At 56.9% G+C, this 23,818-nt stretch carries 20 protein-coding genes and 1 tRNA gene; 11 read left to right on the top strand and 10 right to left on the bottom strand.

What is annotated here, in order from left to right:
* Positions 1-124 precede the first annotated feature (124 nt).
* Positions 125-379, top strand: coding sequence for a hypothetical protein (locus tag INF68_RS02995; protein WP_023309166.1), 255 nt, complete (start codon positions 125-127; stop codon positions 377-379).
* Between the two features lie 106 nt (positions 380-485).
* On the opposite strand, the gene INF68_RS02990 is transcribed toward INF68_RS02995, so the two are convergent.
* Together INF68_RS02990 and yghU are read right to left on the bottom strand one after the other, a co-directional pair.
* Positions 486-818: a hypothetical protein gene (locus INF68_RS02990; protein ID WP_029740720.1), complete on the bottom strand. Its 333-nt coding sequence runs from the start codon at positions 816-818 to the stop codon at positions 486-488.
* Between the two features lie 160 nt (positions 819-978).
* Positions 979-1,845, bottom strand: a complete 867-nt coding sequence (gene yghU, locus INF68_RS02985) for a glutathione-dependent disulfide-bond oxidoreductase (protein ID WP_023309162.1) — start codon at positions 1,843-1,845, stop codon at positions 979-981.
* Between the two features lie 245 nt (positions 1,846-2,090).
* Between yghU and INF68_RS02980 the strand changes: the two genes are divergently transcribed.
* The 6 genes from INF68_RS02980 to gss all read left to right on the top strand — a co-directional run bounded on the left by INF68_RS02980 (position 2,091) and on the right by gss (position 9,447).
* Positions 2,091-3,680 (top strand): ABC transporter substrate-binding protein, encoded by a 1,590-nt coding sequence (locus tag INF68_RS02980; protein WP_126785786.1) that lies wholly within the window; start codon positions 2,091-2,093, stop codon positions 3,678-3,680.
* A 45-nt stretch (positions 3,681-3,725) separates the two neighbouring features.
* The gene (locus INF68_RS02975) at positions 3,726-4,679 is read left to right on the top strand and encodes an ABC transporter permease (protein WP_010435561.1); all 954 of its coding nucleotides are present in this window, start codon (positions 3,726-3,728) and stop codon (positions 4,677-4,679) included.
* Positions 4,680-4,684: 5 nt separating this feature from the next.
* Positions 4,685-5,530: an ABC transporter permease gene (locus INF68_RS02970; protein WP_126785787.1), complete on the top strand. Its 846-nt coding sequence runs from the start codon at positions 4,685-4,687 to the stop codon at positions 5,528-5,530.
* Positions 5,523-6,500 (top strand): ABC transporter ATP-binding protein, encoded by a 978-nt coding sequence (locus INF68_RS02965; RefSeq protein ID WP_126785788.1) that lies wholly within the window; start codon positions 5,523-5,525, stop codon positions 6,498-6,500. Before INF68_RS02970 ends, INF68_RS02965 begins: the two co-directional genes overlap by 8 nt.
* Complete coding sequence (locus tag INF68_RS02960) at positions 6,497-7,474, top strand: ABC transporter ATP-binding protein (RefSeq protein WP_126785789.1); 978 nt, start codon at positions 6,497-6,499, stop codon at positions 7,472-7,474. Before INF68_RS02965 ends, INF68_RS02960 begins: the two co-directional genes overlap by 4 nt.
* A 110-nt stretch (positions 7,475-7,584) precedes the next feature.
* Complete coding sequence (gss, locus tag INF68_RS02955; RefSeq protein WP_126785790.1) at positions 7,585-9,447, top strand: bifunctional glutathionylspermidine amidase/synthase; 1,863 nt, start codon at positions 7,585-7,587, stop codon at positions 9,445-9,447.
* A gap of 52 nt (positions 9,448-9,499) precedes the next feature.
* Here the strand turns inward: gss and pgaD are convergent, their stop codons facing one another.
* Genes pgaD through pgaA form a run of 4 tightly spaced genes read right to left on the bottom strand, consistent with a single transcriptional unit; the run spans position 9,500 to position 15,639 of the window.
* Positions 9,500-9,934, bottom strand: coding sequence for a poly-beta-1,6-N-acetyl-D-glucosamine biosynthesis protein PgaD (gene pgaD / locus INF68_RS02950; RefSeq protein ID WP_023309156.1), 435 nt, complete (start codon positions 9,932-9,934; stop codon positions 9,500-9,502).
* Positions 9,934-11,262: a poly-beta-1,6-N-acetyl-D-glucosamine synthase gene (gene pgaC, locus INF68_RS02945; protein WP_023309155.1), complete on the bottom strand. Its 1,329-nt coding sequence runs from the start codon at positions 11,260-11,262 to the stop codon at positions 9,934-9,936. The genes pgaD and pgaC overlap by 1 nt, the downstream gene beginning before the upstream one ends.
* Complete coding sequence (gene pgaB / locus INF68_RS02940) at positions 11,255-13,192, bottom strand: poly-beta-1,6-N-acetyl-D-glucosamine N-deacetylase PgaB (RefSeq protein ID WP_126785791.1); 1,938 nt, start codon at positions 13,190-13,192, stop codon at positions 11,255-11,257. Before pgaB ends, pgaC begins: the two co-directional genes overlap by 8 nt.
* Positions 13,193-13,200: 8 nt before the next feature.
* The gene (pgaA, locus tag INF68_RS02935) at positions 13,201-15,639 is read right to left on the bottom strand and encodes a poly-beta-1,6 N-acetyl-D-glucosamine export porin PgaA (protein WP_126785792.1); all 2,439 of its coding nucleotides are present in this window, start codon (positions 15,637-15,639) and stop codon (positions 13,201-13,203) included.
* A 672-nt stretch (positions 15,640-16,311) separates the two neighbouring features.
* On the opposite strand from pgaA, the gene INF68_RS02930 reads away from it, so the two are divergent.
* Both INF68_RS02930 and INF68_RS23165 read left to right on the top strand, forming a co-directional pair.
* The gene (locus INF68_RS02930) at positions 16,312-16,839 is read left to right on the top strand and encodes a LuxR C-terminal-related transcriptional regulator (RefSeq protein ID WP_181367027.1); all 528 of its coding nucleotides are present in this window, start codon (positions 16,312-16,314) and stop codon (positions 16,837-16,839) included.
* A 391-nt stretch (positions 16,840-17,230) separates the two neighbouring features.
* A complete protein-coding gene (locus tag INF68_RS23165) occupies positions 17,231-17,407 on the top strand; it encodes a hypothetical protein (RefSeq protein WP_227412770.1) in 177 nt (58 codons plus the stop codon).
* 140 nt (positions 17,408-17,547) lie between these two features.
* Here the strand turns inward: INF68_RS23165 and INF68_RS02920 are convergent.
* Both INF68_RS02920 and INF68_RS02915 read right to left on the bottom strand, forming a co-directional pair.
* A tRNA-Phe gene (locus INF68_RS02920) sits at positions 17,548-17,623 on the bottom strand.
* 95 nt (positions 17,624-17,718) lie between these two features.
* Positions 17,719-18,435, bottom strand: a complete 717-nt coding sequence (locus tag INF68_RS02915; RefSeq protein ID WP_193525254.1) for a DUF554 domain-containing protein — start codon at positions 18,433-18,435, stop codon at positions 17,719-17,721.
* A 181-nt stretch (positions 18,436-18,616) separates the two neighbouring features.
* On the opposite strand from INF68_RS02915, the gene INF68_RS02910 reads away from it, so the two are divergent.
* Positions 18,617-20,752, top strand: a complete 2,136-nt coding sequence (locus INF68_RS02910) for an ornithine decarboxylase (RefSeq protein ID WP_126785794.1) — start codon at positions 18,617-18,619, stop codon at positions 20,750-20,752.
* Positions 20,753-20,806: 54 nt separating this feature from the next.
* Here the strand turns inward: INF68_RS02910 and INF68_RS02905 are convergent, their stop codons facing one another.
* Positions 20,807-21,499, bottom strand: a complete 693-nt coding sequence (locus tag INF68_RS02905; RefSeq protein ID WP_023309148.1) for a response regulator — start codon at positions 21,497-21,499, stop codon at positions 20,807-20,809.
* On the bottom strand, positions 21,489-23,114 hold the full coding sequence (locus tag INF68_RS02900) for a sensor histidine kinase (RefSeq protein ID WP_166770309.1): 1,626 nt from the start codon (positions 23,112-23,114) through the stop codon (positions 21,489-21,491). Before INF68_RS02900 ends, INF68_RS02905 begins: the two co-directional genes overlap by 11 nt.
* Before the next feature lie 345 nt (positions 23,115-23,459).
* Here INF68_RS02900 and INF68_RS23160 point away from each other — a divergent pair.
* A partial coding sequence (locus INF68_RS23160; RefSeq protein ID WP_227412769.1) for a 2-hydroxycarboxylate transporter family protein occupies positions 23,460-23,818 on the top strand: 359 nt, incomplete at its 3' end.

Below are 23,818 nucleotides of genomic sequence, written 5' to 3'. Positions count from 1 at the left end.
AGCGTACAAGGCCGCCTTGTGCGGCCTTGTATTATTAACGCCTTCCCCATTCAGCCCCTTCTGAAACTGCTATTCTTTTGCTAACCCCACTGACGTTCTGGGCTCTCTTCTTCGAGGTGTTGCTATGAACAGATCGTTATCTGTCATTCCTGTCCTTTCTTGCATTCTTCTGATGCTGTTCTCGGTTTCTGCCAGTGCGACCCAGCAGGCGCAGGAGCGGCGCGTGGCGCGTGATGTCAGGCAGGAAACCCGCGACGCGTCGCGGCAGGTGAAGCAGACCTGTGTGGCGAACAATAACCAGAGCAATCACGACTGCCGTCAGGACAAGCGTCAGATGAAACAGTCCGGAAGACAAAAAGCGCGGGACATTAAGTATTAGTGCGGTTTGCGGGAATTATTTAAGGATGAGACACGAACAATAAGCGGAAATGCGATCGGGGATGTCGTTCCTGCCGGGCAAACGCAGCGCTGCCCGGCTGTATTTATCAGTGCGTCGCTTCACCAATCAGCGCGCCCGTGCCCGCACCAACGGCTGCACCTTTCAGCACGCTCTTGCCGGTAACCGCTGCGGCGCCTGCGCCTACGGCAGCACCTACCGCGCCGCCCTTACGCGCGGCTTTACCTTTGCCGCCGTTTTTGAACATGGCACCCGTGCCTGCGCCTACGACGGCGCCGCCAACGGTCGATTTCAGATCTTTGCCCGTGGCCGCGCCAATGGCCGCGCCTGCTACCGCACCAGCGGCGGTTTTGTCGATAGCCATTCCCGAGGTGGAAAAAATGAGGGCGCTGATAACCAGCGTTGTTTTAATAAGTTTCATAACAGATCCTTTGTGACTGCTGTCGGTTGAGACGTCATTTCTCACTCTCAGACGCGAGAAAAACGTCCAGATAGTGCCAGCAATACCGGCTCAACCTTTAAGCTAATCATGCCCTGGGCAGGGATCTCCGTTGCCGGGCGGGGATCCGCCCGGCGGAACATTACGCCTGACGCTTATCTTCCGTATTGGTATCGAAGTCGCTTGCCGCATGGCGCTCGTGGAGCTGCTCGTTCAGCTCGCCGCTGGTGCGGTTAACGATGCGGCCGCGCTTCACGGCATGGCGATTCGCCACGTCTTTCGCCCAGCGCTGGACGTTAGTGTACTTCTCTGCGTCGAGGAACTCGGCGGCGTTATAGACGCTGCCCAGCGCCACGCAGCCGAACCACGGCCAGATGGCGATATCCGCGATGGTGTACTCCTCACCCGCCACGTAGCGGCCGCGCGCCAGCTGTTTATCCAGCACGTCGAACAGGCGTTTGGCTTCCATGGTGAAGCGGTCAATCGCGTACTCAATTTTAACCGGCGCGTAGTTGTAGAAGTGGCCGAAGCCACCGCCGAGGAACGGCGCCGCACCCTGCAGCCAGAACAGCCAGTTCAGGGTCTCGGTGCGTCCCGCCGGATCTTTCGGCAGGAAGTGACCGAATTTCTCTGCCAGATAAAGCAGGATATTGCCGGACTCAAATACGCGCGTTGGCGGGTTCGTGGAGTGGTCACGAAGCGCCGGAATTTTCGAGTTCGGGTTCACCTCAACAAACCCGCTGGAGAACTGATCTCCTTCGCCGATGCGGATCAACCAGGCGTCATACTCCGCGCCCGTCACGCCCAGCGCCAGCAGCTCTTCGAGCATGATTGTCACTTTCTGGCCGTTCGGTGTTCCGAGAGAGTAAAGCTGCAGCGGGTGGGAGCCCACGGGCAGATCTTTCTCATGGGTCGCGCCGGAAATCGGGCGGTTAATATTGGCGAACGCGCCGCCGCCGTTCTTTTTCCATTCCCACACTTTTGGTGGCTGATACGTGTTGTCTGACATGTTGGCCTGCCTTTTGAGTGATGTGTTGAGGCAGTGTAGCAGGAGATTTGTGAAGCGTTTAACGTTGCGAGCGCAATCAATTAACCGCTATTCCTTCTGGCGCTTATATATAACAAATCCGACATAAGCTTAATCGAAAATCGCATTTTCATAATTAATGCGTAAACCGATAAAGCTGAATATGATGCTTCAACATAAATAAAAGATGCAGTAATAAAAACTTTATAAGGCAAGGAGTTAGTGAGATGCGCAAGCTTCTGTTATCGGCAGTGGTGGTTTCGCTCGCGTTAGGCCTGGCTGGCTGTGATGATGCGAAAAATAAAGAGACAAATACGCCCTCAGCGGCAAAAAACGACGCGCCAAAAGAGGGCGGTTCGCTAATTATTGGAATTACCTCCGGCGACCCGCTAGCCGTTAATCCGCTCTATGCCAGTGACCGTACGACGTTAACGATCATGCAGGCGCTCTACGCCCCGCTGTACAGCTTTAATAACGGCAACATCGAGTGGGGCCTGGCGGAAAGCCTGACGCCTTCCGCCGACAACCTGAGCTATACCCTGACGTTAAAACCCAACCTGAAATGGCAGGACGGACAGCCGCTGACGGCGGAAGACGTGGTCTTCACCTTTAACAAGCTGCTGGATGCCAAACAGCACAGCTTCTTCCGCAGCATGTTCACCTACGGCGGCAAGCCTGTTGAGGTGCGTAAGGTTGACGACCGTACCGTTAAGTTCACCCTACCGCAGGTCAGCGCAGCCTTTACCGGCACCCTGGTACAGATCTACCCGATTCCGCAGCACGTGTTCGCCGGTGAAGGCGACCTGGAAAAGAGCAGCAAAAACGATGCGCCGGTAGGCTCCGGGCCGTTCAAATTCAAAGAGTATCGCGCCGGGCAGTATTACGCCCTGACCCGTTTTGACGATTACTGGAACGGCAAAGCGAAGCTTGATTCGGTCACCTACCGTTTCGCCAAAGACAGCAACGCCGCCAACCTTGCGCTGCAAAACGGAGAAATCAACCTCAAGATGGTTGACCCGCAGGACGTGAACCGCCTGAAAAATACCGGTAAGTTTGACTTCGTGGTCTATCCGGAAGGCCGTCTGGCCTATATGACGTTCAACCAGAACGTGCCGGTGATGAAGAGCAAAGCGCTGCGCCAGGCCATCGCGTATGCCATCAACAAAGACGAGCTCACCCAGACCGCGTTTACCTCGCTGGACTACGCTAAACCGGCGACCTCGTTCCTGACGCCAGATACGCTTTACAAGACGGATGACGTCGAGCAGTACAAGTTCGATCTGCAAAAAGCCAAAGACCTGCTGAAGACGTCCGGCGCGCCGGACAACCTCAAGCTGCGCCTGGCGTATGTGAACACCAACAAAACCCAGGAGAGCATGGCGCTCTACATTCAGCAGGCGCTGAAGGGCATTGGGGTGAACGTGGAGCTGATGCCGCTGGACTCCAACGCCATGTCTCAGCGCAGCCTCGATATGAACAACACCGCGTGGGAGCTGAACCTGGGCGGCTACATCATGGGCTCCGAGCCAGACGGTTACAAATCGCTGTTCATGAGCAACGAAGCCTATAACTACGCGCATTACAAAAATCCGCAGTTTGATGCCCTGTGGGATAAAGGTGCAGTGGAAACCGACGCCGCGAAACGTGCCGATATCTATAAGCAAATTCAGCAGACCGTGGCGAACGATATGACGTACTACCCGATCGCCTACACCAATGCGACCGTCGCGGTGGACAAGCGTTTTGGCGGCACCGAGGAAGCGGAGCCGAAACCGGTCTATCTGTTCCAGGATCTGTCAAAAATCTATCAGAAATAAGTGATTGCCCCGGCCGTCAGGTCGGGGCTTTGGTAAGGGCACGTCGTGAACACACTCCTCACGCGTCGGCTGCTGCAGCTGCTGCCGATGCTGTTTTTTATTTCACTGGTGGCGTTTCTGCTGGTCAAGCTCGCGCCCGGCGATCCGGTGGCGGCGTACATTACGCCGCGTATGGCCCCGGAAGACATTGAGCGTATTCGCCAGAGCCTGGGGCTGGATAAGCCGCTGGTCACGCAGTACGTCCTGTGGCTGAAAAACGTCCTGCAGGGCGATCTCGGCTATTCGCTGATCTACCACCGCCCGGTGCTGGAGATGATTGGCGAACGTATTCCGGCCACGCTGGGGCTGATGGGCGCGTCGCTGCTGATGGCGATCGTGCTGGCGATCCCGCTGGGGCTGCTGGCGGGGGCATTTAAGCACCGCTGGCTGGATCATCTGCTCAATTTATTCGCCTATATCGGCATTTCTGTTCCGATATTCTGGTTCGGCATCCTGCTCATCACCGTTTTTGCCGTGCAGCTTAACTGGTTCCCCAGCATGGGAATGCGCACCATCGGCATGGAGGATAACGGGCTGGATCTGCTGCGTCACGGCGTGCTGCCGTGTATTGCCCTCACGTTCTACAACCTCTCCAGCTACGTGCGCTACATCCGTTCCAACACCATCTCTCAGCTCTCGGCCGACTACGTGCAAACCCAGCTTGCCTACGGCGCCACGCGCTCCAGTATTCTGTTTCGGCACGTGCTGAAAAACGTGCTGCTGCCGGTGATTACCCTGTTCGGACTGTCGTTCGGAGAGCTGATTGTGGGGGCCTATGTGACGGAAAGCGTCTTCTCCTGGCCGGGGATGGGGCTGCTCGGGATCCAGTCGATCGCCTCGCTGGATTACCCCCTGATTATGGCGATCATCATGCTCTCGTCGATGATGCTGATCGTCGGAAACCTGATCGCCGACGTGCTTTATCGCTTCGCCGATCCCCGCATTCGTACGCTGAGGTAGCCCGGATGAGCAGACGCTGGCAGCAGGTTCGTCACCAGCTGCGCCGCAACCGTCCGGCGCAGTTCTCCCTGTTTGTGCTTTTTATTTTCGTTGTCGCCGCGCTCTGTGCGGGGTTAAGCCCGTACGATCCGGAGCGGATGGCGCTCGGCGCGCGCACGTTGCCGCCGGATGCCGCGCACTGGTTCGGCACCGACGAATACGGCCGCGACTACTTCACCCGCGCGCTGTATGGCGGCCAGATCTCGCTGATGGTCGGTTTTCTCGCCATGGTCTTTTCCACGCTTATCGGCACGGTGGTGGGAACGGTGAGCGGCTATTTTGGCGGCTGGCTGGATAACCTGATGATGCGAGCCGTGGATATCCTGATGGCCATTCCGGCCTTCTTCCTGCTGCTGGTAGTGAATGCTTACCTCAAGCCGGGCGTGGATAACATCATTCTGATTATCAGCCTGCTGACGTGGATGAACATGTCGCGTCTGGTGCGTGCTGAAACCCTGTCGGTGAAAGAGCGCGAGTACGTGCTTTATGCCCGCGCGTCGGGGGAGCATCCGCTGCGCATCATCGTGCGCCACATCATTCCCGGCGTGCTGCCGACCATTATCGTGGCGGCCACGCTCAATATCGCCTCGGCCATTCTGATGGAGTCAACCCTGAGCTTCCTGGGGCTGGGCGTGCAGGCGCCCGCGGCGTCGTGGGGAAGCATGCTTAACAACGCCCAGTCTTATATTGGCGAAGCCTCGTGGCTGGCTATGTTCCCCGGCATTCTGATCCTGCTGACGGTGTTCAGCTTTAACGTGCTGGGCGATGTGTTCCGTACCGCCTTTGAGCCGGGAGCGAATCGCGATGAGTAACTTATTAGCGCTTGAGAACCTGCAAACCTCGTTCCGCACCCGCGAGGGCGAGGTTCACGCGGTGCGCGGCGTGAGCTTTCAGGTTAAGCCGGGGGAAGTCCTCGGCATCGTCGGCGAATCGGGCTGCGGGAAAAGCGTCACCTGTAAGTCAATTATCCAGCTTCTGGGGAGCAACGGACGGATAACTGGCGGCAGCATCCGCTTCCAGAATGAGGACCTGGCGCAGAAAACGCCCGCGCAGATGCGCGCTATTCGCGGCAACGAGATCGCGATGATTTTTCAGGATCCGATGACCGCCCTGAACCCGGTGCTGACCATCGGCAAGCAGATGGCTGAGATCCTGATGCGCAATAAAGGACTCAGCAAAAAAGCGGCCAAAGCGGCGGCCATCGCCATGCTGGAACAGGTGGGCATTGCCGGGGCGGAACGGCGATACGACCAGTATCCCCACGAGTTCAGCGGCGGCATGCGCCAGCGGGTAATGATCGCGATTGCGCTCTCCTGCAACCCGAAGCTTCTTATTGCCGATGAGCCGACCACCGCGCTGGACGTGACCATTCAGGCGCAGATCCTGCGCCTGCTGAAAAGTTTGCAGCAGCAGACCCGGACCGCGATTTTGCTGATCACCCACGATCTCGGCGTGGTGGCGCAGGTCTGCAGCCGCGTGGTGGTGATGTACGGCGGGCTGGTGATGGAGGAGGGCAGCGTGGAGGACATTTTTTATCGCCCTGCGCATCCTTACACCCAGGGTCTGCTGGCCTCGCTGCCGCGCCCGGATGAGGTGAATCAGCGTTTATCGCCCATTGAAGGTTCGCCGCCTGGCCTGCTTAACCCGCCGCCGGGCTGTCCGTTCGCGGAGCGCTGCCCGAAGCGCATACTCCAGTGTGAACGACAGCCCGCCTTTTACGCCGCCGGAGAGGGCCATCGCGCCGCCTGTTGGCTATGGGCCGACAAGGAGATTCAGGCATGAGTGAACAACAGTCGCCATTAGTGAGCGTGCGCGAGCTGCGCAAACACTATCCGCTTAACGGCGGTTTGCTGCGTAAAGGCGCGGCCGTGAAGGCGGTTGACGGCGTGAGCTTTGATATCCAGCCCGGCGAGACGTTTGGCCTGGTGGGGGAGTCTGGCTGCGGAAAATCCACCCTCGGGCGCGCCATCCTGCGCCTTTTCGATATCACCTCGGGTGAGATCCACTTTGCCGGGCAGGCGATTGCCCACGCCCGTGAAAAAGAGCTCAAGCCGCTGCGCAAGCGGATGCAGGCGATTTTTCAGGATCCTTACTCCTCGCTCAACCCCGGCATGACGGTGCAACAGCTGGTGGCCGAGCCGATGCAGATCCACGGCTACAGCCGCGAAGAACAGCGGGAACGTACGGAAACGCTGCTCTACAAAGTGGGGCTCAAGCACGAACATCTTGAACGATTCCCGCATGAGTTCAGCGGCGGGCAGCGTCAGCGCATCAGTATTGCCCGCGCGTTGTCCGTGCATCCTGAATTTGTGCTGTGCGATGAGCCGCTCTCGGCGCTGGACGTCTCGGTGCAGGCGCAGGTGGTGAATATTCTGCAGGATCTGCAGCAGGAGCTGGGGCTAACCTATCTGTTCATCGCCCACGATCTCTCCATGGTGCGGCATATCTCCAGCCGCATTGGGGTGATGTATCTTGGCAAACTGGTGGAGGTGGCCCCGGCGAATGAACTGTATCAGCGTCCGGCGCACCCTTATACCCGCGCGCTGCTGGCGGCGGTTCCCCAGCCCGATCCGCGCATCCGCAATCTCGAAGACGCCACCCTGCGCGGCGACATTCCAGGCCCCACGTCCGCGCTGCCGGGCTGTAAGTTCTGCAGCCGCTGCCCGCACGCCATGCCGGTTTGCCAGACGCAGGAGCCTGCGATGCAGGAGATCGCGCAAGGGCATTTTGCGGCGTGCTGGCTGTTTAACATGTAGTTAATGCGCCGCGCAGGTGTATGATAAATGTCCCTCTGTCAGGTTAATTACAACGTGCAGACGACAACAACCCATAAAAAATTGCCGCCTGCCTGTTTTAGGTTGGATACATGCGTAAAGGAAAGTTAAGCAGTGATGCGCCATTCGGGACATTGTTAGGCTATGCGCCCGGTGGCGTGGCGATTTACTCTTCAAATTACGGCAGTCTGGACCCGCGAAGCTACCCGCAGGACGCAGATTTTCGCAGCTATATCGGCAACGAATACATGGGCCACAAGTGGCAGTGCGTTGAGTTTGCCCGCCGTTTCCTGTTTCTCAACTATGGCTTTGTGTTTACCGACGTCGGCATGGCGTGGGAAATCTTCTCCCTGCGCTTTTTGCGTCAGGTGGTGAACGATAACATTCTGCCCCTTCAGGCCTTTGCCAATGGTTCGAAACGCGCGCCGCGCGCCGGAGCGCTGCTGATCTGGCAAAAGGGCGGCGAGTTTCACGAGACCGGCCACGTGGCGGTGATCACCCAGCTTCTCGACGATAGGGTGCGTATTGCGGAGCAGAACGTGATTCACTCCCCGCTGCCGCTCGGGCAGCAGTGGACGCGCGAACTGCGTCTGAGCGTGGAGAACGGGTGTTACACCATCCATGACACCTTCAACGACACGGAGATTCTCGGCTGGATGATCCAGACCGACGACACGGAACACAGCATTCCCCAGCCGGAAATCGACGGCGAACTGCTGAAAATCAGCGGCGCGCGGCTGAAAAACAAGCGTCAGTTCGACGGAAAATGGCTTAACGAAAATGACGCGCTGCAGCAGGCGTATATCCGCGCTAACGGCCATGTGATCAACAAAGATCCCTGCCAGTACTTCACCATTACCGAAAGCGCCGAGCAGGAGCTGATCAAGGCCACCAACGAACTGCACCTGATGTACCTGCACGCGACGGACAAGGTGCTGAAAGACGACAGCCTGCTGGCGCTTTTCGACATCCCGAAAATCCTCTGGCCGCGCCTGCGCCTCTCCTGGCAGTGGCGTCGCCACCATATGATCACCGGTCGTATGGATTTCTGCATGGATGAGCGCGGCATTAAGGTTTACGAGTACAACGCCGACTCCGCCTCCTGCCATACCGAGGGCGGGCTGATTCTCGAAGAGTGGGTGAAAAACGGCTATCGCGGCAACGGGCATAACCCGGCGGAAGGGCTGCTGGAAGAGCTGACCGGGGCATGGAAGCACAGCCACGCGCGGCCGTTCGTCCACATTATGCAGGACAACGATGTCGAAGAGGACTATCACGCGCTCTTTATTCAGCGTTCGCTGATGCAGGCCGGGTTCGAGACCAAAATCCTGCACGGGCTGGAGGCGCTCAGCTGGGATGCCGCCGGACAGCTGATTGACGACGAAGGCCGCCACGTCAACTGCGTGTGGAAAACCTGGGCGTGGGAAACGGCGATTGAGCAGATCCGTGAGGTGAGCGAAACCGAATATGCCGCCGTGCCGATCCGCACCGGGCATCCCGAGGGCGAGGTGCGCCTGATTGACGTCCTGCTGCGCCCGGAGGTGCTGGTTTTCGAACCGCTGTGGACCGTGATTCCCGGCAACAAGGCGATTCTCCCGGTACTGTGGCAGCTGTTCCCGAACCACCGTTACCTGCTCGACACCGATTTTGATGTTAACGATATGCTGAAGCAGACCGGCTATGCCGTCAAGCCGATTGCCGGCCGCTGCGGCAGCAATATCGATCTCATCAGCCCTCAGGACGAACTGCTGGATAAATCCAGCGGCAAGTTTGTCGACCGCAAGAATATCTACCAGCAGCTGTGGTGCCTGCCGAAGGTTGACGGTAAGTACATACAGGTTTGCACCTTCACCGTGGGCGGGAACTACGGCGGCACCTGTCTGCGCGGCGATGACTCGCTGGTGGTGAAGAAAGAGAGCGATATCGAGCCGCTGATTGTGGTTAAAGATAAGTAGTTAACATTCGTGATGAAATAGCCCCCGCAGGGTCTCCTGCGGGGGCTTTTTGTTACTGCTCTTCCTCTTCCTGCTGCTCGCTGATCTTCAGATCGATGATGCGGCCAATCTGATCGTGATACACCGTCAGCAGGTTGTACTGGCTCATCTCGGAGATGATCTGCGGTGAAACATTAAAGCTGCGGGCCAGCTCTTCCTGGTGAAAATAGCCTGGCTGACGCCGCCTCACATGGGCGCGGCGGCGGTTGTACTGATACCACAAAATCAGCAGCCAGCCGTTGAGCGCGGCGAACAGCAGGTAGAGCAACACCGTATTAAAGGACGCGATAATCACGCTCCAGCGGTGGTCGCTCTCATCGGTTAGCTGCATCCACAGCCGGGCATACAGGAAAAACAGAAATCCTCCCCATGCCACCAGCGTCAGCGCGGCATCGAAAAGACGCGGCAAGAGCCGATGCTCGGTCAAAATTAAGGTATTTTCGTTCATTAAATGCTCCCTTTTCCCCGGTCCGGACTGATCCAGCGCGCGCGGGCGCGCTGGCGTTTAAGCATGACTTTTGGAAATGCGACGAGGGTGGTGAACAGGCCAATCATCCAGTACACCATCGGGAACCAGATCACCCAGAAAAGCGAGCTGGCCACTTTTCGTTCGTACCGCCGCTCGATGTACAAGCTGACCAGGAACTGCAGCAGGCACATCACGCCCAGCAGCAGCCCGGTAAACTCCGGTGGAAAAAGGCTCTCCACGGTCAGCCTGGCGGGAACAGGCGCGACATGGCTGAGGAGGAACAGCAGCACCGTCATCGCATACGCGAAGGCCCACAGCGTTGACAGGGCGTACTCCAGAAACAGCGGCCACATGCGGTGATGCTCCCAGCGCACAATCCTGCGCAGGTTGACCAGAAACACCTCCGCGCCCCCCTGGGCCCAGCGCAGGCGCTGTTTCCACAGGCCCCTCAGCGTCTCCGGCATCAGGATCCAGCACAGCGCCCGCGGCTCAAAAAAGATATCCCAGTGGCGCAGCTGTAGCTTCCAGCTGATGTCGATGTCTTCGGTGATCATGTCCGGGCTCCAGTACCCGACGTCCGCCAGCGCCTGTCGGCGAAACGCGGCGATGACACCGGAGACGGTAAAGACCCGGCCATAGATCCGCTGCGTCCGCTTGATGAGCCCAATAATGGAAGAGAACTCGCCCACCTGAATGCGGCCAATCAGCGTGGAGCGCGTGCGAATACGCGGATTGCCGGTAACCGCCCCGACGTGGGGGTACTGAATCAGCGGGGCCACCAGATAAGCGGCAGTATCGCGATCGAGCAGGGCGTCGCCGTCAATGCAGACCAGCAGATCGCCCCGCGCCGCCGCGGCTCCGGCCTTGAGCGCCAGCGCTTTCCCCTGGTTTTCCGCGAGGTTAATCACCCGCAGGCGCGGCTGTTCCTGCGCCAGCTCCTGCAGCACCTGCGCGGTGTTGTCAGAAGATCCGTCGTTGATGGCGATAACTTCTATATTTTCATACCGCTGATCCAGCGCGGCGCTGATGGTCTCCCGGGCATTTCGTCCCTCGTTGAAGCAGGGGATAAGAATGGAAATGAGCGGCTCACCCGCGAGCGTCGGGGCGGGCGTGTCTTTATCCCACGACCAGTGGCGTTCAAGCTGATACCAGAAATAGAGGCCACCGGTTATCCAGAGCACCGACATGAACAGCGGCCAGAAGAACACAAAATCCAGAATCAGTTCGCCGGTAAAGAGGGCGGCCACGCCTAACGGCAACCCGAATACCAGACATAAAATAGAGAAGGCGATAATGCGATCAGTCATTGTCAGGGTACCAGTACGAAGAAAATTCAGGCCTGATGCGCGAGATATCAGGTTGGTTGTTGAGGAAGTCGTCGGGGTAGTAACCGTAGTTTTTAATGCCGTTCAGCTGGAGCACGCGCATCCACTGCGCAAGCTGGCTATCGGCAACGGCGCGCTGCGGTTTCTGGTCCCAGTCCCTGGCCTGCAGCTCGAAAATCGTTTTATCGAGCGCGCCGGGGCGCGTGGCGACCGCTTTAACCAGACGCGTCAGCCAGGCATCGCTCTCGTCTGCCGGAACGGACTCCATCAGCGGCATGGCCATCGGCACCGTCCAGTCATACTCCGCCAGAAAATCATCAAGATTCTGCGCGAACCACGCTTCGCTTTCGGGCTGCAGAATGGGTAAGGCGAACATATTGCGGGCGGTTTTTATCTGCGGGCCACGGATATGCTTCACCGCCAGGCTCAGGGCGTGGGTAAACCCGATAAGCGTCTGGCTTTTCTGACGCGTGGTGTTCTGACCGGCATCGTCCACGTCCGTCAGCGCCGCATCGTCATGGAACAAAATCCCGTTGAAGCTGGCATAGCGGGCCAGATCTTCATAGATGTCCGTCACCTGCTGGCGCACCTGCGGGTCCCACGGGGAGAGCCGGATATAGGGCTCGGTGGCTTCGCGCAGCTCGCCGGTTTGACGATCCCGACGCTGCACGCGCGGCAGGGACGGATCGAGATCGAACGAGAGCACCGGCATCCACGCGAAGACTTTCACGCCCGCGCGGGTTTGCAGCTGCCAGGCGACAAAATTAAAAAGATCTGCCCGGACCGGCAGACGACGGTTGGGGAAATAAAGCGCCTTGATCCTGCCGTCGCCCTGCGGGTCGGCAAACGCCTGCAGGAAAACATGGCTGATCTTCATGTCGTAGACCCGCTGGATCAGCCTGTTGATATTTTGGGTCTGCTGGGCAGGATCGGGATCGTAAACGTAGTCGAGATCGACGTGCATGACGCGCACGGGATCGCGCTCCTGAACCTGGCTGACCGTGCTGGCAAACGCCTTGAGCGAGGGATTCCCGGCGATCAGCAGGCGAGGGATGTTGCCCAGATCCTGCACGCTCCCCAGCCCGTCCTCAAGGGTGAAGGCCAGCTGATAACCCTGCTGTCTGGCGATAGCGAGCGACGTACCGCTGGCGGCGCCGTAGGGCCAGACCCAGGCGCGCGGCGCTTTGCCCGTCACCTGCGTGATTTTTTCAGTCACTTTACGAACGTCATCGCCGATCCGCTGGCTGAACTGCTGGTCGGTTTCGTAGCGGCCCGTGGCTTTGTCATAAAAGCGATTGGCGATGGCCGGCTCGCGGCTGCCCTGCGGGTTGGCCGGAATGCCGTAATGCGAGGCCCAGGTATGCGATCCGATCTCAATCAGCGGGGACCGGCTGAGCTCGCGCACCATGTCCCACGTCGCGAAGCGATCCCGGGGCGTCATCAGGCCGCCGAAGTTAACTTTTTGATTTGCCGGCGTATCCACCCAGCTGCCCACCGGCGCCCACAGCGCAGGAACGTTCCACGCCTGAAGCAGCGGCCAGACGCGGGTGTAAAAGCTGCTGTAGCCGTCGTCAAAGCTGAGCAGAACGGCTTTCGGCGGCAGCGTTTTTTTCCCGTCATGGGCATCGAGAATGTCCTGCACGCTGATGGCGTGATAGCCGTTGTGCAGAAGCCAGCCTATCTGCTCGTTTAACGCGCTGGTGCGAACGGAGAGATAGCGCTGATCGGCGGCATCGTCTTCAACGTCGTGGTAGGCCAGGACCAGAAACTGGTTCTCCGGCCAGGGTTTACTCGCCTCCAGCTGCGGCCGATCTTTGGGCGCAATGAACGAGATCGCCTGCGCGCAGACGCTCGCGCTGAGGCAGAGCCAGCCGAGGAGTATCAGGCTCACGGAAAAACGTGTGTTCAGCATATTCATCCTTAAAAGCGTAAAGTCGCGTCAAACGTGACGGAGAGGTTGCTCTCGCGTTTGCCGTCGTAAGGGCGTTTATCCCAGTTCAGCATCACGCCGGTATCAATGACGTTGTTCCACTGTACGCGCTGTCCGTAACCCAGCAGGGCGATGGCGCCAGCGGACTGATTTTTCTGCCAGTAGCTGCCGCCTCCCGCCACAAACTGCTGGCTCCAGAGGGTGTCGTAATGGCGGACCATCTCATGGTCAACGGACAGGGCCGCCGTCACGGACAGATCCCGCGCCGGGTTGTAGTAGAGCGTGTCGCGCAGGCTGTTTTTACTGGCGGCGATCCCCGGTTCGAGATCCAGCGTCAGGGACGGGGTCTGCCAGAGACGCTCCTTGCCCGTGAGGGTGTATTCCTGGCGACGGTTATGGTCGGAGAAGCGGCTGAGGGCGGCGCTGAACTGGTACTCACGCCGCTCGTTTTGATACCAGCGCACCCCGCCTTCACCCCGGTTGGCGCTAATTCCGTTGCGTAACGCCCGCAGGGGCGTGGTGCGCGACAGGCGTTCAAGGCTGCCGCTGACCTGCCAGCTATCGGTCACAGAGTATGTTGTTGCGAGGCGAGCGCCCGGCTTGTTTTCACCGTGATAGCGGTTGCTGGAAAGCTCGGCTTCGAGCTGGAGGTCGCGTGGTCGCCACTCGACGCCGCCCAAAAGGTGACGGCTGGTGCCTTTGCCTTCATCGAAATTACCCTCGGCATAGCGGGTGCCGGCAAACAGCCGCCAGTTATCCGCTAAGGGCGGGCCATAGAGCGTAGCGTCCCAGTTGAGGTCGTGCGTCCCGCTGACGGGGTTATCGGAGTGCAAACCCTTGCTCGCGTTGAGGCGCAGTTCGGACATGTGGTGGACCGTTCTGAGCCTGTCGAGACGTCTGGCGCTGCGGTCGGCGGGCGCGCGAGCCAGCATGTCGTCAGCCAGTAAATCCATCTGCCGCCACTCCTGCAGATCCATAGCGACGTAAGCCTGCTGCTGCTCAAGCTCCAGATTCGAGGGCTCCAGCGCCTCCGCTTTTTTCAACTTTTGCTCGGCCGCGCGCGGCAGGCCCCGCGCCTGAAGCAGGGTGGCGTAGTCAATCTGTAATCCCTGATTGCCCGGCGCCGTTGTCGCCAGACGGTGCGCCAGCTTTTCGGCTTCCGGCAGGGCATTCGTCGCCAGCAAATAGTTAAAGCGGAGCGACTGTCCGGTAAGCCATCGATCGTTCGGCTGAGGGGTTGGGGAGCCGAAATCGTAGCGGGTCCACGGGACGTTGTGGGTCTGGCGCTCTACGTACTGGCGGGCGGACTGATACTGTCCCGTATCCAGCCAGGCGTAGAAAAGCGCGTGCTCCTCGTCCTGCGGGTCGGAAGCGTATTGCGGATAGCGTTGCAGAAGCGAGAAGGCGGCGGCAGCGTTTTGCTCCTGCAGATACGCGGAGATGACCCAGCCGATTGCCCAGCCCGGCACCGGATGCTGGGCTGCCGTAAGATCCTGATATTCGCTAATCACCCGTGGGTAATCAGCATGGGCGTACAGCGCGCCAAGCCTGTCGATACGAGCAAGGACGACGTCTTCCGCCGCCTGCGGCTCTTTTTGCCAGCGAGCAAGCAGAGCGTCGTAACGATTCAGCGCGGTTTGCGCAAGCTGCAGGCGCTCCTTTTCTGTTCTGCCAGGCACATCGGCAAGGCGAACCCGTTCTGCAGCGGCATTACGCTCAAGACGGCGACGCTCCGCGGGGGACAGCGTTACGCTTTGTGAAAGCTGGAGCGCTGGGGTGTTCACCCGGCTATCCGTTAGCGCGTCGATCAGCTCGCTGAGGAGCGCTTTATTCTCAGGTGCGACATTTAGCGCGCGGGTGTCTGCCAGAAGCCGATCCCAGCTTTTTCCCTGGCGTAACCAGACATACGAGAGCGTCTGGAGATGCGCCTGAGAGGGATTTTCAGCTACCAGCCGTCGGGCTTCCTGCAGGGCAAGCGTGTCCATGCGGGCATCGGCGAGAGTTTTGATGTAGCCGATACGATAATCGTCGTTATCCGGCGCAAGGCTACGCGCCTCTTTCCAGAGCGCCAGGGCCGGCTGCCACGCTTTTTGATTTCGCCTGGCCTGCGCGACAGCCGCAACGCCGCGGGCGGGCAGCGGCATATAAATGCCGTAACGCTGCCAGACCTGAATAACCTCGTCATCATGACCCGCCCAGGCTGCAACCTGTAACCAGTCCGCAACTTGTTCAGGCGTCAGGGCATGCTGCTGCTGATAACGCTGAAGATAATCGAGAAACGGCGTGTAATTACCGTTACGCGCCTGTTGAATCTGTTGCTCATAAACGGATTCGGTCGCCTGAGCCAGAACAGGAAAGAGGAATAACAGAAACAATAATGTTGGGGTGCGATAAAAGAATAACGTATTGAAGCGAAGTGAACTTTCCATATCTATTTGCCATTTGTTTATCATGAATCCATTGCATAACACGGCCGCCTTTAAACTCAGGGTTAAAGGCCATAAATGAGAACATTAAATCTGAATGCAGTGATGTTACGGGGTACTTACCTAAAGGTAATTATGGATCCTTATCTCAGTGTACTGGGTGAAAGCTAATGTACACCTGATATGTTGCCGGATAAATATGTCTAAAAGCCGGTGTGTCGTTTTGAGATAATTCTGGATTGAGCGCTTTATGACGTTTTTATTGAATTAGGTGTGTATTTTTAACTTATTGAAATTACTGTGTTTTATTTTTATTGTGACAGCTTTGTATATATTTTTAATGGGGTTTATCAGCCTCAATTAAAGTACTTTCTGGTGCATGTTTGGGAAGTTTCATGACAAAAACTCTTAATGTTTAGAGAAGTGACTTTTCTGCGATTGTTTTTTATTTATAATTAATGGCAGCCATTGAATGATAGTCTACAGGAAGTCTTACTCATCAATGTCTGTATTGAGGGATATCCAAAGCCAGAAAACATTTATCTTTAATATAACAGCGCTATAAAACGAAGGCGGCCTTCTTTGCGAGGGATCGTGCTTGCTTTAATCTAAAAGGGATGGTTAGTGGCAACTTCAATTGTTTTAGTGACTCAGGATCGCTACCTTGTCAGAGGGATGCGGATATTTTTCCCGGATATTATCCTGCTCGACTCGATTGACAGAAACATATTTGATAACGGTGCAGATGAATATTCTGTATTGATTGATAGTCGTTCTCCGCTCCGTTTATATGATTACCTGATACGCCATCCGGCCAGAACGAAAAAAACAATCTGCTGCGTTATGCTTGATATGCGCCACCGCGAGGAGAATCTGCTCAGTATGAAGCTGTTTATGAACACGTCGCTGACGGCGCCGGACATGGCCTCGCTGTTTAATCTGGTGCTCAATATGAAGGGCCGTCGCCTGACCACGAAGTGGCTGCTGAATTTACGGCTGAGCACGCACGAAGCGATCATGTTGCGGTTGCTGAGAGCAGGGATGTCAATGGAGGAGATTGCAGGCGAGCTGAATACGTCGGTAAAAAGCCTCTACCGCAAACGGATGGCGCTCTCGGAACGGCTGGGGGCGGAGAACTTTAATGAGGCGTGTTTGTTTATCTTTAAAAACAAACTGCTGGGCACAGGTGGGAACGATCCCTAAAGTTGTCAGGAATTCAAAAGCAAAAAACCGCCACGAGGGCGGGTTCGTTAATAAGGTGCGTGGTAACGCGCTTATCTCGCTACCGGCGGATGTAAGTAAGGTGGCAGAAAATGAGCGGGTGATACCAGAAGGAGACTCCTGGAAGTGATTGAAAAATTTAAAAGGACGTTAGAAATGAATAAATATCTGTCTGGTCTGTGTGTTGTTTCTTTTTTTTATTTTTTCTTCAATAGGTTACGCACACTCTGCGGGTCTAAATAAAGTTCAGGTTAGTATCAAACCCAGCAGCGCTAATATAGGATATATCCCGGTAATTTCTAATGCAGATGAAATCGAGCCTTCTGATTTCAGGGAGTCGGATCTACAGGAGATGCAGGATAGCCTGAGGAAGATGAAGTCCGACAACCGCAAAGTCGATGAGCTAACTCAGAAGGTTTTACAGCTTGAGAGAAAGAATTCTGAGCAGGAGAGTAAGATCGAGCGATTGCAAAGAAGCCTTGATGACATGAAGCGGAGCAACGACAACCTTTCAAATCAGGTCAGCAATTTATCCGGCAAAATTAAGTGATAAAAAAGAGCCACCGCCTGTATTAACTTACCGGGATATTAGCGTAAGCGTGCCTGCATGAAAGCCACGCTTATCAGCGCCCAGAAATCGGCCGTAGCCATATAGCAAAAACCCAGCCATAGGCTGGGTTTTCTAAATAGTGGTGCCCGGACTCGGAATCGAACCAAGGACACGGGGATTTTCAATCCCCTGCTCTACCGACTGAGCTATCCGGGCAACGGGGCGCATTAAACCCGATCTGCCCCGTGGCGTCAACGAAAAATGTTGTTTTCGTTACAGACTGCGCAATCTCTCACCATTTCGCCGCATCCTTAAGCGAAAAAGTGCGTCCAGAGCGCGGAGAGCGGCATGGCGAGCAGCAGTGCGGGCAGCATGTTCACCACGGCAAACATCTTAATCCCACAGATGCGCAGCCCGGTAGCCAGCAGCAGCAGGCCGCCGACGGCGGTAAAGTCTGCCATCATTGCGGGCGTGGTTAGCGGAAGAATTAGCGTGGCGCAGGTAGCCAGTGCCAGCTGGATAAGCAGCATCGGGACGCTAATCGCCGCCACGGCGACGCCGAGCGTGGTGGCAAAAATAGTGGCGGTGAAGAAATCAAGAAACGCTTTTGCAATCAATATGCTTGGGTCGCCGGTCATCCCTTCCTGCATTGAACCGAAAATCCCGGTGCCGCTGGCGCAAAACAGAATGATGATGGCGACATAGTTCTGAATAAACGTCTCGTGCGTGCCGTGTTTCGCCTTGCCGCCCGGTCGGGCAATCAGGTTTTTGGCTTTACTCACCGCGCTGTTGATGCCTTTTTCCAGATAGCAGAATTCGCCAATCAGCGCGCCGAGCAGGGTGGCCAGCACCATCACCGGCAGGTTGGCGCATTTGACCACCAACAGAATACCGATCCCTAACGATGCCAGGCCGAATATCGACGGCATGGAGGTGCGAATACGCTCCGGCAACCGCTGGCTCAGCACAGCGCCGAGTACGCCGCCCAGCAATACGGCGCCTGCGTTAATAAATGGCCCGATAACCAAAGTTAACTCCTGTTATTTAATCATTGATATTGCATTATTATGACACGGCAGGGCTGCGCGGGCCTTAGCTTTGGTTGATTTGGTGCATACTGATTCCTTCTTGCACCTCAAAATAAAAGGTGACATTATTGCGCGAATTTTCTCCTCCCTGTCTCACCGCCCGGTGAGGGTAACTGCGCCTATGAAAACCATGAAAATTGCCGTCAGCCGCGAGCTACTTTCAACTGTGTCTACGCACCGCGAAAAGGTGACGCTGGACAGCACTGATTTTACCGATGTGGCGGCCGTCGTCATCACAACGGCTGAAAGCCGCAGCGGTATCCTTGCACTGCTGAAACGCACGGGCTTTCAGCTACCGGTGTTTATTTTCTCGCAGGAGCCAACGGAGGTGCCCGACGGCGCCACCGCGGTCATCTCGGGTAAAGCTCAGGAGTTTCTGGAACTGGAGAGCGCTGCCAGCCGTTACGAAGAGAATCTGCTGCCGCCTTTTTTCGACACCCTGAGCCAGTATGTGGAGATGGGCAACAGCACTTTCGCCTGTCCGGGCCACCAGCACGGGGCCTTTTTCAAAAAACACCCGGCAGGGCGACAGTTCTATGATTTCTTCGGTGAGAACGTGTTTCGCGCAGACATGTGCAACGCCGACGTGAAGCTGGGCGATCTGCTGATCCACGAAGGGTCCGCCAAGCACGCGCAAAAGTTCGCGGCAAAAGTGTTCAACGCGGACAAAACCTACTTCGTGCTGAACGGCACGTCAGCGGCCAACAAGGTGGTGACCAACGCGCTGCTGACCCGTGGCGACCTGGTGCTGTTCGACCGCAATAACCATAAGTCTAACCACCACGGGGCGCTGATCCAGGCGGGCGCCACGCCGGTTTATCTTGAGGCCGCGCGTAACCCGTTTGGCTTTATTGGCGGAATTGACGACCACTGCTTTGACGATGCGTATCTGCGGGATCTTATCCGCGAGGCGGCGCCGGAAAAGGCCGACGAGGCGCGTCCGTTCCGCCTGACGATCATTCAGCTTGGCACCTACGACGGGACGATCTACAACGCCCGCCAGGTGATCGACAAGATCGGTCATCTGTGTGACTACATCCTCTTTGACTCCGCCTGGGTGGGCTACGAGCAGTTTATTCCAATGATGGCGGAAACGTCCCCGCTCTTGCTGGAATTGAACGAGAACGATCCGGGGATTTTCGTGACCCAGTCGGTGCACAAACAGCAGGCCGGGTTCTCGCAAACGTCGCAGATCCATAAAAAGGATAACCACATCCGCGGCCAGGCGCGCTTCTGCCCGCACAAGCGGCTGAACAATGCGTTTATGCTGCATGCCTCCACCAGCCCGTTTTACCCGCTGTTCGCCGCGCTGGATGTGAATGCCAAGATCCACGAAGGGGAAAGCGGACGCAGGCTGTGGGCGGAGTGCGTCGAGCTGGGGATTGAGGCGCGCAAGGCAATCATTGCCAACTGTCATATGATCAAACCGTTTATCCCGCCGGTGGTGGCGGGGCGGCCGTGGCAGGATCATCCGACGCACGCCATTGCCAGCGAGCTGCGCTTCTTCAGCTTTGAGCCGGGGGCCAAATGGCACGGCTTTGAGGGCTATGCCCGCGAGCAGTACTTTGTCGACCCGTGCAAGCTCCTGCTGACCACGCCGGGTATCGATGCCGAAACCGGGGAGTACACGGATTTCGGGATCCCGGCGACGATTCTGGCGCACTACCTGCGCGAAAACGGCATCGTGCCGGAGAAATGCGACCTCAACTCGATCCTGTTCCTGCTAACGCCTGCCGAAAGCAGCGAGAAGCTGGCGCAGCTGGTTGCGATGCTGGGCCAGTTCGAACAGCATATTGAAGACGACACGCCGCTGGCGGACGTGCTGCCGACGATCTTCCAGAAATACCCGGTGCGCTACCGGGATTACACCCTCCGCCAGCTGTGTCAGGAGATGCACGATCTTTACGTCAGCTTTGACGTGAAGGATCTGCAGAAGGCGATGTTCCGCAAGGAGAGCCTGCCTGAGGTGGTGATGAACCCGCAGGATGCAAACCGGGCGTATATTCGCGGTGAGGTGGAGCTGGTTCGCATACGGGATGCCGCAGGGCGCATTGCTGCCGAAGGGGCGCTGCCCTATCCGCCGGGCGTACTGTGCGTGGTGCCGGGTGAGGTCTGGGGCGGGGCGGTACAGCGTTACTTCCTCGCGCTGGAGGAGGGCATCAACCTGCTGCCGGGCTTCTCGCCGGAGCTGCAGGGGGTTTACAGCGAGAAGGATGCCGACGGGATTAAGCGGCTGTATGGGTATGTATTGAGATAGTGCGGGCTGTTGCCCCTCACCCTAACCCTCTCCCACAGGGAGAGGGACCTTTCATCAAACCGCACTACGCTTGTACATCCTCCTCGGATGCCCAATCTTGCCGTACAGCATCTCCACCGTCAGAAAACCCGCCTCCACGCAGTGCTCCAGATAGCGCCGGGTGGTGGTTTTGCTTAATCCCGTTTCGCTCACCACCTCATCCACGGTAAAGCAGTGCGTTGCCTTGTCGTTGAACAGCGTCTGCACCCGCGCCAGCGTATTTTCCTCAATGCCTTTACTGCCGTTGTCCAGGCGGTAGTTTTTCGCCTGGAGCTGATACAGCGAATCCACGTTCTGCTGGTCGACAATCTTCCAGACCCGCTGCTGTTCTGCAAACTGCACGAACCGCTCCAGCGACTGGCTGAGGCGCTTCCAGGAGACGGGTTTGAGGATGTAGTCGAACGCGCCGTTGCGAATCGCCTGGCTGCAGGTGTCCATATCGCTGGCGGCAGTAATAAAAATCACCGAGCAGTTGGCGCGGGCCAGCATGGGGTTATTGATAAGCGAGATACCTTTGCCGTCCGGCAGGTAGTTATCCAGCAGCATCAGCTGCGGCTGTTTGCTTTCAAGCTCTGCCTGGGCCGCAGCCAGCGACGAGGCAATGCCCACCAGCCTCAGACGCGGGTGTTTGCCTATCAGCTCCGCGTGCAGTTGCGCCAGTTCGTTCTCGTCTTCAACAATCAGTACGTCGATAAGTTCATGTTGCATAGTCGGTGTCTTCCAGTTGCCGGGCGGTTCCCGTGGCCGGGATAAACAAGGAGAAAATGGCGCCGCGCGGGGTATTATCGGCAACTTCTATCGCGCCGCCAGCCTGTGTGACGTAGCTTTCGATCAGATACAGGCCAATCCCATGATCGCCGCGCGTTTTGGTGGTGATGCCGCGTTCAAAGATCCGGTCACGGATCGCCGGTGTAATGCCAACGCCCTGGTCGGCGACTTCAATAATCAGCTCCTGTTCACTGAGTTTGATCAGCACTTCTACCGGTGCGTGGGGAAGCGGCGACCGCTGTGTCGCTTCGATGGCGTTATCCAGCAGGTTGCCAATAATTGAAATCAGTTCTTGCTCACCAAGGGGCAGGAACGGTCTGTCCAGCCGACAGCCCGGGTCGAAACACAGCTCGACGCCTTTCTCCCGCGCGCGGGCGGCTTTCCCCAGCAGCAGGCCGCACAGGGTCGGTGAACTGAAGCGCGAAGAGATAAAGTCCAGCAGCTCCTGGGCATGTTCCGACTGCGCCTGAATGTAGCCAATGGCTTCCTCGTAGCGGCCCATATGCAGCAGGCCGGAGAGGGTGGTCATCCTGTTTAACTGCTCGTGGCGCATAATGCGCAGGTTATCAACATAGCGTTTTACCTGGCTGAGCTGGGCGCTCAGCGAGTCGATCTCGTTGCGATCGCGGAAGGTGATCACCCAGCCCTGCAGCGCCCCCTCAAGCATGATGTGCACCCGGCTGGCAATCACCGTGAGATCGTTAAAACGGCAAATCTCGTCATGAGTATCTTTCGCCAGCATCGTCTGCGTGTCGAAGAACGGGACCGGATCGATCACCTGGCTTATCAGCTGTCCGCGCAGCTCGCGGGCCGGCTGGCTCAGACCCAGCAGCTTGCGCGCCGCCTGGTTGATGACTTCAATCCGCCGCCGATCGTCAATGGCAATCACCCCTTCATAAATAGACTCCATCATCGCCTTCTGCTGGCGCACCAGCAGGCCGATCTCGCGCGGCTCAAGGGAGAAGATCTGCTTCTTGATGCTGCGGGTAAAGAACCAGGAGAAGATAAAGAGAGCGATCAGCAGCAGCACGGCGGCAATCAGGATATTGACCACCTTACTGACGGTAATGGTATCAAGGTAGCTGGTGAGATAGCCTACCGAAACAATGCCGACCACCTGTCCGGCGGCGTTGAAGATGGGGGCTTTACTGCGCAGCGAAATGCCCAGCCCGCCTTTGCGGATGGTCGTGGTGCTTTTACCCTGCAACACGGCTTCATTGTCTCCGCCAACCAGGGTTGTGCCCACTCTGTCGGCAAAGACGGAGTGAAAAAGATGCTGCCCTTTATTATCACCAATCACAATAAAGCTGGCGTCACTGTGCGCAGAAATCTTCTGCATAAAATCATGGATGGCGCTGATATTCTTTTGTTCAACTTCATTACGCAATGTCGGAATAAGCGCAATCTCTTCAGCCTGTATTTTGGCACGCGTACTCATTTCCTGATAAAGCTGTTTCCCGACGTCGGCATAATAATATCCGCCCAGCAGCGCGAAAAGCACTGAGAAAAAGGCAACCAGCGAAATAAACAGCTTAATCTGGAAAGAGACTTTCATAACTATCACGCGAGGTAGCAGCAAAGATCGCCAATATATCATCTTTTTTCGCGCTGACGCCCGCTTTGCCGAAAACTTGTGATCCCTTGCACAGCGGGCGCTGTAAAAGAGTTATCCTGAAGGCGAACGTACTTCGGGCTGCGCGAGCAAATGTTATTTGTTTGTTCGATTCGGAAAAGAAACCATAAAAACCACGGCAATAAATAAGGTATAAATCACATTAAATAAAAGAAACCATTAAAACCATAGCTGCCATTAAAACTTCGCTTTTAATATGCCATCCCTCACATAAAGTAAGCCTTTGTGACTCTAAGCTGAACGCACAAAATAACCAAGGGGCTTATTATGAGCACAACTGACGATTCTTTCTCTGTTACCCACGACCCGATTGAAATTCAGCGGCCTTCGCTCAAAGAGCGCTGGTGGCATATTATGGATACCTGGAAAGTTGGGATTATACCTCTGCCGCTGTTCGTTCTGGCGGGCGCGCTGATTGCCATTGATTGCCTGGGCGGAAAACTGCCGAGCGATATCGTGGTCATGGTGGCAACGCTGGCCTTCTTCGGCTTTGCCTGCGGCGAGTTTGGCAAACGCCTGCCGATTGTCGGCAAGCTCGGCGCGGCGGCGATTTGCGCCACCTTTATCCCTTCCGCGCTGGTCTATTATGGCCTGCTGCCGGACGTGGTGGTCGAGTCCACCACCAA

This window comes from Enterobacter cloacae complex sp. P16RS2 (assembly GCF_014982155.1).
In the GTDB taxonomy this organism is placed as follows: Bacteria; Pseudomonadota; Gammaproteobacteria; order Enterobacterales; family Enterobacteriaceae; genus Enterobacter; species Enterobacter cloacae_M.
The sequence above is the reverse complement of the archived record's forward strand: the minus strand, read 5'-3'. Positions and strand labels throughout refer to the sequence as shown.

Coding starts and splice junctions, on each gene's coding strand:
- INF68_RS02995 (WP_023309166.1), top strand. CDS start 125: ATGAACAGATCGTTATCTGTCATTCCTGTCCTTTCTTGCATTCTTCTG.
- INF68_RS02990 (WP_029740720.1), bottom strand. CDS start 818: ATGAAACTTATTAAAACAACGCTGGTTATCAGCGCCCTCATTTTTTCC.
- yghU (WP_023309162.1), bottom strand. CDS start 1,845: ATGTCAGACAACACGTATCAGCCACCAAAAGTGTGGGAATGGAAAAAG.
- INF68_RS02980 (WP_126785786.1), top strand. CDS start 2,091: ATGCGCAAGCTTCTGTTATCGGCAGTGGTGGTTTCGCTCGCGTTAGGC.
- INF68_RS02970 (WP_126785787.1), top strand. CDS start 4,685: ATGAGCAGACGCTGGCAGCAGGTTCGTCACCAGCTGCGCCGCAACCGT.
- INF68_RS02965 (WP_126785788.1), top strand. CDS start 5,523: ATGAGTAACTTATTAGCGCTTGAGAACCTGCAAACCTCGTTCCGCACC.
- INF68_RS02960 (WP_126785789.1), top strand. CDS start 6,497: ATGAGTGAACAACAGTCGCCATTAGTGAGCGTGCGCGAGCTGCGCAAA.
- gss (WP_126785790.1), top strand. CDS start 7,585: ATGCGTAAAGGAAAGTTAAGCAGTGATGCGCCATTCGGGACATTGTTA.
- pgaD (WP_023309156.1), bottom strand. CDS start 9,934: ATGAACGAAAATACCTTAATTTTGACCGAGCATCGGCTCTTGCCGCGT.
- pgaC (WP_023309155.1), bottom strand. CDS start 11,262: ATGACTGATCGCATTATCGCCTTCTCTATTTTATGTCTGGTATTCGGG.
- pgaB (WP_126785791.1), bottom strand. CDS start 13,192: ATGCTGAACACACGTTTTTCCGTGAGCCTGATACTCCTCGGCTGGCTC.
- pgaA (WP_126785792.1), bottom strand. CDS start 15,639: ATGGAAAGTTCACTTCGCTTCAATACGTTATTCTTTTATCGCACCCCA.
- INF68_RS02930 (WP_181367027.1), top strand. CDS start 16,312: ATGCGGATATTTTTCCCGGATATTATCCTGCTCGACTCGATTGACAGA.
- INF68_RS23165 (WP_227412770.1), top strand. CDS start 17,231: ATGAAGTCCGACAACCGCAAAGTCGATGAGCTAACTCAGAAGGTTTTA.
- INF68_RS02910 (WP_126785794.1), top strand. CDS start 18,617: ATGAAAACCATGAAAATTGCCGTCAGCCGCGAGCTACTTTCAACTGTG.
- INF68_RS02905 (WP_023309148.1), bottom strand. CDS start 21,499: ATGCAACATGAACTTATCGACGTACTGATTGTTGAAGACGAGAACGAA.
- INF68_RS02900 (WP_166770309.1), bottom strand. CDS start 23,114: ATGAAAGTCTCTTTCCAGATTAAGCTGTTTATTTCGCTGGTTGCCTTT.